This window comes from Bacillus sp. S4 (assembly GCF_040838205.1).
Lineage (GTDB): Bacteria > Bacillota > Bacilli > Bacillales > Bacillaceae_G > Bacillus_A > Bacillus_A cereus_U.
Genome location: NZ_JBFPJI010000187.1, coordinates 1 through 6442 on the forward strand (window position 1 = coordinate 1; position 6442 = coordinate 6442).

The following is a 6442-nucleotide window of genomic DNA, read 5'->3' on the forward strand; positions in this document are numbered from 1 at the left end:
CGTTTATGTTGTTTAATGAGATTAATTTTTATATGAGAGGATAGAGGAAATGAACTTAGGGGAATTTGATGGAAAAACCGTTTTAGTAACAGGTGCCGCTCAAGGTATAGGTAGTGTTGTAGCAAAAATGTTTTTAGAAAGAGGAGCTACAGTTATTGCGGTTGATCAAAATGCAGAAGGGCTTAATATGTTTTTAAATCATTATGCATCAAATGAAAGTCGTATTAAGACGTTTCATTTAGATGTGAGTGATAGTGTCACTGTTGAAGAGGTAGTAGAACGAATTGAAAATGATATAGCGCCAATAGATATATTAGTAAATGTTGCAGGGGTTCTACGTATGGGAGCGATTCACTCTTTAAGTGACGAAGAATGGAATAAAACATTCTCTGTAAATACTACAGGAGTTTTCTATATGTCCCGAGCAGTAAGTAAACATATGATGTTAAGGAAGTCAGGGGCAATTGTTACAGTTGGTTCAAATGCGGCAAATACTCCGAGAATGGAGATGGCTGCGTATGCTGCATCAAAAGCTGCAACGACGATGTTCATGAAGTGTTTAGGATTAGAACTTGCAGCATACAATATTCGTTGTAACTTAGTTTCTCCGGGTTCTACTGAAACTGAAATGCAAAGATTACTATGGGCTGATGAGAATGGAGCTGAAAATATAATTGCTGGTTCTCAAAATACATATAGACTCGGAATTCCTTTACAAAAAATTGCACAACCTTCAGAAATTGCTGAAGCAGTATTGTTTTTAGCTTCAGATAAAGCAAGTCATATTACAATGCACAATTTATGTGTAGATGGCGGAGCTACATTAGGAGCTTAATAAAAAATTCAGGAGGTTATTATACTATGAATGAACTTACAGCCGTAAAGGAACTGTCAGAAAAACTTTTAGAAGATTATAAGACTGAATCTTCATTCTTTTTTGCTTCACCAAATCGAACGATATTGGCAGAAGGAGAGTTTACTACAGTAAAACATAGTGAAATCGAAAGTTTTCCAGAGCTTGTAAAGGCGGTATTAAGTAATGCCAAACAGGATGGAAATCCAAATCCTATCGTTGTAGGAGCTTTGCCATTTGATCGTAGAAAAGAAGTTCAACTTATTGTACCAGAATATTGCAGAATTACTGAGCGTTTACAGTTAGAAAAAACAAATGAGATAAAACAAAATGAGAAACTGGCATTTGAAATGACACCAGTTCCAGAGCCTGAAGTTTACATGAATGGTGTGAAGCAAGGAATAGCAAAAATTCAGGACGGAGATTTAAAGAAAATCGTGCTATCTAGATCGTTGGATGTTAAATCTTCAGAGGTAATTGATAAACAAAAGCTTCTTCGTGAATTAGCAGAACATAATAAGCACGGCTACACATTTGCTGTTAATTTACCGAAAGATGAAAACGAGAAAAGTAAGACGTTAATTGGAGCAAGCCCTGAATTACTTGTTTCACGTCATGGTATGCAAGTAATTTCTAATCCGTTAGCTGGTTCAAGACCACGTAGTGATGATCCAGCAGAAGATAAAAGAAGAGCAGAAGAATTACTTTCTTCTCCAAAAGATTTACATGAACATGCGGTAGTAGTTGAAGCGGTTGCCGCTGCACTTCTTCCGTATTGTCATACATTACATGTTCCGGAAAAACCATCAGTTATTCATAGTGAAGCAATGTGGCATTTGTCTACAGAAGTGAAAGGTGAACTTAAGGATCCAAATACTTCTTCTTTAGAATTAGCAATTGCTCTTCATCCTACGCCAGCAGTTTGCGGAACTCCAATGGAAGAAGCGAGAGAGGCTATTCAACAAATTGAGCCATTTGACCGTGAATTCTTTACAGGAATGTTAGGGTGGAGCGATCTAAATGGAGATGGCGAATGGATTGTTACAATTCGATGTGCTGAAGTGCAAGAGAATACACTTCGATTATTTGCAGGAGCTGGAGTTGTTGCTGAATCAAAACCAGAAGAGGAGTTAGCGGAGACATCAGCTAAATTTCAAACAATGTTAAAAGCTTTAGGGTTAAGTGATAATTCATTGAATGAAAAGTAGGGGGAAGAAAGAATGTTAACAGGTTATACGGAATGGCCAAAAGAATTAGTGGACCGTTATCGAGAAGAAGGTTGTTGGCTTGGAGAGACATTTGGTGCGATGTTAAGAGAACGCGCTGAAAAGCATGGAGATGAAATTGCGATTGTAAGTAGTAATACACATATAACGTATAGTGAACTTGATAAAAAGGTAGATCGCTTAGCTGCAGGTTTATTGAATTTAGGAATAAAGCAAGAGGACCGAGTTGTTCTTCAGCTACCCAATGTTATAGAGTTTTTCGAAATATGTTTTGCACTATTTCGAATTGGAGCGCTTCCTGTTTTTGCGCTACCTTCACATCGAAGCAGTGAAATTAGTTATTTTTGTGAGTTTGGTGAGGCGAGCGCTTACGTTATTTCAGATAAGGCACTCGGATTTGATTATCGAAAACTAGCAAGAGAAGTGAAAGAGAAAGTTCCAACCTTACAACATGTAATCGTAGTGGGGGAAGAAGAAGAATTTGTGAACATAAATAATCTTTATATGGATCCGGTTCCATTACCAGAAGTTCAGCCAAGTGATGTTGCGTTTCTCCAATTATCAGGAGGGACAACAGGGCTTTCTAAATTAATTCCTAGAACACATGATGACTATATTTATAGTTTACGTGTTAGCGCTGAAATTTGTAATTTGAATGCAGAAAGTGTCTATATGGCAGTTCTTCCAGTAGCACACAATTACCCAATGAGTTCTCCAGGGACATTTGGAACTTTTTATGCGGGTGGAAAAGTAGTGTTGGCAACTGGAGGGAGTCCAGATGAGGCATTTGCTCTTATAGAAAAAGAAAAAGTGACGATTACCGCTCTCGTTCCGCCATTAGCAATGATTTGGCTTGATGCTGCATCTTCCCGTAACAACGATTTATCGAGCCTGCAAGTTATTCAAGTAGGAGGTGCGAAATTTAGTGCCGAAGTTGCGAAGCGTATTCGCCCTACATTTGGATGTACGTTACAGCAAGTGTTCGGTATGGCAGAAGGGTTAGTAAATTACACAAGATTAAATGATCCTGAAGAAATCATTATTCATACACAAGGTAGACCGATGTCTACATTCGATGAAGTAAGAGTTGTTGATGAAAATGATAATGATGTTAAGCATGGTGAAGTAGGTAGTTTATTAACGCGAGGGCCATATACAATTCGTGGCTATTATAAAGCAGCAGAGCATAATGCAAGATCATTTACAGAAGATGGTTTTTATCGCACAGGTGATCTTGTGAAAGTGAATGAACAAGGTTACATCATTGTAGAAGGAAGAGATAAAGATCAAATTAACCGTGGTGGTGAGAAAGTTGCTGCGGAGGAAGTTGAAAATCATCTTTTAGCACACGATGCAGTACATGATGTAGCAATTGTATCTATGCCTGACGATTATTTAGGAGAACGTACTTGTGCTTTTGTTATAGCTCGTGGACAAACTCCAACAGTAAGTGAATTAAAAATATTTTTAAGAGAACGTGGTATAGCGGCGTATAAGATTCCAGATCGAATCGAATTTATTGAATCATTCCCGCAAACAGGTGTTGGAAAAGTAAGCAAAAAAGAATTACGTAAAGTCATTGCTGCAAAACTTATTACAGTAAAACGATAAAAAACTATTAGAATCGGAAGGAAGTGATTAGATGGCTATCCCATCTATTTCAGTATATAAAATGCCAATTGAATCAGAACTACCAAAAAATAAAGTGAATTGGACACCGGATCCGAAACGTGCAGTTCTTCTAATCCACGACATGCAAGAATATTTTCTTGATGCATATAGCGATAAAGAATCGCCAAAAGTAGAACTAATTTCAAATATTAAGGTGATAAGAGAAAGATGTAAGGAACTTGGTATACCGGTTGTTTATACAGCACAACCTGGTGGACAAACGTTAGAACAACGAGGGCTATTACAAGACTTTTGGGGTGACGGTATTCCTGCTGGACCGAATAAAAAGAAAATTGTCGATGAACTCACTCCAGACGAAGATGATATATTCCTAACAAAATGGAGATATAGTGCATTTAAAAAGACGAATCTATTAGAAATTTTAAATGAGCAGGGAAGAGATCAACTTATTATTTGCGGTATTTATGCGAATATTGGCTGCCTTTTAACAGCTTGTGAAGCATTTATGGATGGTATAGAGCCATTTTTTGTAGCAGATGCAGTTGCTGATTTTTCACTAGAGCATCATAAACAAGCATTGCAGTATGCATCTAATAGATGTGCAGTAACGACATCAACCAACTTACTGTTAAAAGATTTACAAAATTTAAAAGGTGATGACGGTGAAGGGATCACTTTACAGGAAGTGCATGAACTAGTTGCACAATTACTCCGTGAGCCAGTAGAGAGTATTGAAGTTGATGAAGATTTATTAAATAGAGGACTTGATTCGGTCAGAATTATGAGTTTAGTAGAGAAGTGGCGCCGCGAAGGGAAAGAAATCACTTTTGCAGATTTAGCAGAACGTCCAACTGTTGATGATTGGTACCGTTTACTATCTTCACAAGCAGCACAAGTGCTGTAACAAATAGACTACATAATAAAGGGGTAGTAAAGAATGCCTAATAGTCAAAAGATTCGTCATTCGTTATCATCTGCGCAGTCTGGTATGTGGTTTGCGCAACAATTAGATCCGCTTAGTCCGATTTATAATGCTGGGGAATATATAGAAATAAACGGAAATATTAATCAAGAAATTTTCGAGTTAGCTGTATGTAAAGTTATAACAGAAGCAGAAGCACTTCATGTTCGTTTCGAAGAGGATGAAATTGGCCCATGGCAAGTTATTGAGGAATCGTCAAAGTTTCATATGCATTTTATTGACGTTCGTAAAGAGGAAAATCCTGAAGAAGCTGCTAAGGTATGGATGAAAAATGATTTATCTATGCCCGTGGATTTAACAGAGGATAAATTATTTACTGAAGCACTTATTCAAATTGAAAATAATCGTTTCTTTTGGTATCAGCGCATCCATCACATTGTGATGGATGGCTATGGATTTTCACTTCTTAGCCAAAAGGTAGCGAATGAGTATACATCACTTATAGAAGAAACAAACAAGAATGAAAAGCCATTTGGCTCTCTTGCAAAAATTGTACAAGAAGATAATGAGTATCGTGAATCTAAACAATTTCAGAAAGATCGTACTTTTTGGTTAGAGAAGTTTGCAGATGAACCGGAAGTTGTAAGTTTAGCAGAACGAGCGCCGAGAACATCAAATGGATTTTCACGAGAAACTGCTTATTTATCAAATTCTAGTACGAAAACGTTACTAGAAGATATCAATATTTCGTTAACGAGTTGGCCCGAATTTGTTGTAGCTGTAACAAGTATTTATATGCATAAATTAACAGGTGCAAATGATATTGTTTTAGGTTTACCGATGATGGGGCGTCTTGGTTCTGTATCTATTCATACACCAAGCATGGTAATGAATTTAGTTCCACTTCGTCTAAAGTTAACTCCAAATATAACTTTTGCAGAATTAATACAGCAAGTTTCTGAAGAAATTCGAGATATACGTCGTCATCATAAATATCGTCATGAGGAATTAAGAAGAGACTTAAAGTTACTAGGTGAAAATCAAAGGTTATTTGGGCCGTTAGTGAATGTTATGCCTTTTGATTACGGGCTTAACTTTGCTGGAAATCGTGGCATTACACATAATTTATCAGCAGGACCTGTCGATGATTTATCGATAAATGTATATAAGCGCTTCGATGAAAATGAGCTAATGATTCATTTTGATGCGAATCCGGAAGTATATAGCGATACGGAACTAGCATTGCATAAAGAAAGATTTATGAATCTATTAGAATTAGTGATAAATAATTATCACAAAGACGAGCCGATTGGAAAAATAAACATTACTCTTCCTGAAGAAAATCATAAAGTTTTATTGGAATGGAATGAAACTAAGAGAGCTGAAGAGCTAATTAATCTACCTATATTATTTGAAAAACAAGTACAAAAAAATCCAAATAATATAGCAGTTACTTGTAACGGGATAAAACTTACGTATAAAGAGCTAAATGAACGAGCGAATGAACTTGCAAACTATTTAGTAGAAGAAGGAATACAAGCAAATCAGTTTGTAGCCTTAGTATTTCCACGATCAATAGAAATGGTAGTTAGTATGTTAGCAGTTCTAAAGGCAGGTGCAGCATATTTACCAATAGATCCAGAATACCCAGCCGAGCGAATTAATTATATAGTAAATGATGCAAATCCGGTTTGTATCATAACACATTCATCTGTTTCATCCTCTTTAGTTATAGAAAATGATATTAAAAAAATCATATTAGATAGCGAAGAAACGAAAATAGCGTTAAAAACATATTCTCATATGAAT

5 protein-coding genes are annotated in these 6442 nt (G+C 36.4%); all 5 read left to right on the forward strand.

Features of this window, described 5'->3' with window-relative positions; all coding sequences use genetic code 11:
* The first annotated feature begins 49 nt into the window (after nucleotides 1–49).
* A complete protein-coding gene (gene dhbA, locus AB3X48_RS15680) occupies nucleotides 50–835 on the forward strand; it encodes a 2,3-dihydro-2,3-dihydroxybenzoate dehydrogenase (RefSeq protein ID WP_088078512.1) in 786 nt (261 codons plus the stop codon).
* Between the two features lie 26 nt (nucleotides 836–861).
* Nucleotides 862–2061 carry an isochorismate synthase DhbC gene (gene dhbC / locus AB3X48_RS15685; protein ID WP_078181576.1) on the forward strand — a complete coding sequence of 400 codons (1200 nt, stop codon included), beginning with the start codon at nucleotides 862–864 and terminating at the stop codon, nucleotides 2059–2061.
* Nucleotides 2062–2073: 12 nt separating this feature from the next.
* On the forward strand, nucleotides 2074–3690 hold the full coding sequence (locus AB3X48_RS15690; RefSeq protein WP_367959720.1) for a (2,3-dihydroxybenzoyl)adenylate synthase: 1617 nt from the start codon (nucleotides 2074–2076) through the stop codon (nucleotides 3688–3690).
* A 31-nt stretch (nucleotides 3691–3721) separates the two neighbouring features.
* Complete coding sequence (locus AB3X48_RS15695; RefSeq protein WP_367959721.1) at nucleotides 3722–4615, forward strand: isochorismatase family protein; 894 nt, start codon at nucleotides 3722–3724, stop codon at nucleotides 4613–4615.
* A 33-nt stretch (nucleotides 4616–4648) separates the two neighbouring features.
* Nucleotides 4649–6442: condensation domain-containing protein (locus AB3X48_RS15700; protein WP_367959722.1), on the forward strand; the 1794-nt coding region annotated here is incomplete at its 3' end.

Coding starts and splice junctions, on each gene's coding strand:
- dhbA (WP_088078512.1), top strand. CDS start 50: ATGAACTTAGGGGAATTTGATGGAAAAACCGTTTTAGTAACAGGTGCC.
- dhbC (WP_078181576.1), top strand. CDS start 862: ATGAATGAACTTACAGCCGTAAAGGAACTGTCAGAAAAACTTTTAGAA.
- AB3X48_RS15690 (WP_367959720.1), top strand. CDS start 2,074: ATGTTAACAGGTTATACGGAATGGCCAAAAGAATTAGTGGACCGTTAT.
- AB3X48_RS15695 (WP_367959721.1), top strand. CDS start 3,722: ATGGCTATCCCATCTATTTCAGTATATAAAATGCCAATTGAATCAGAA.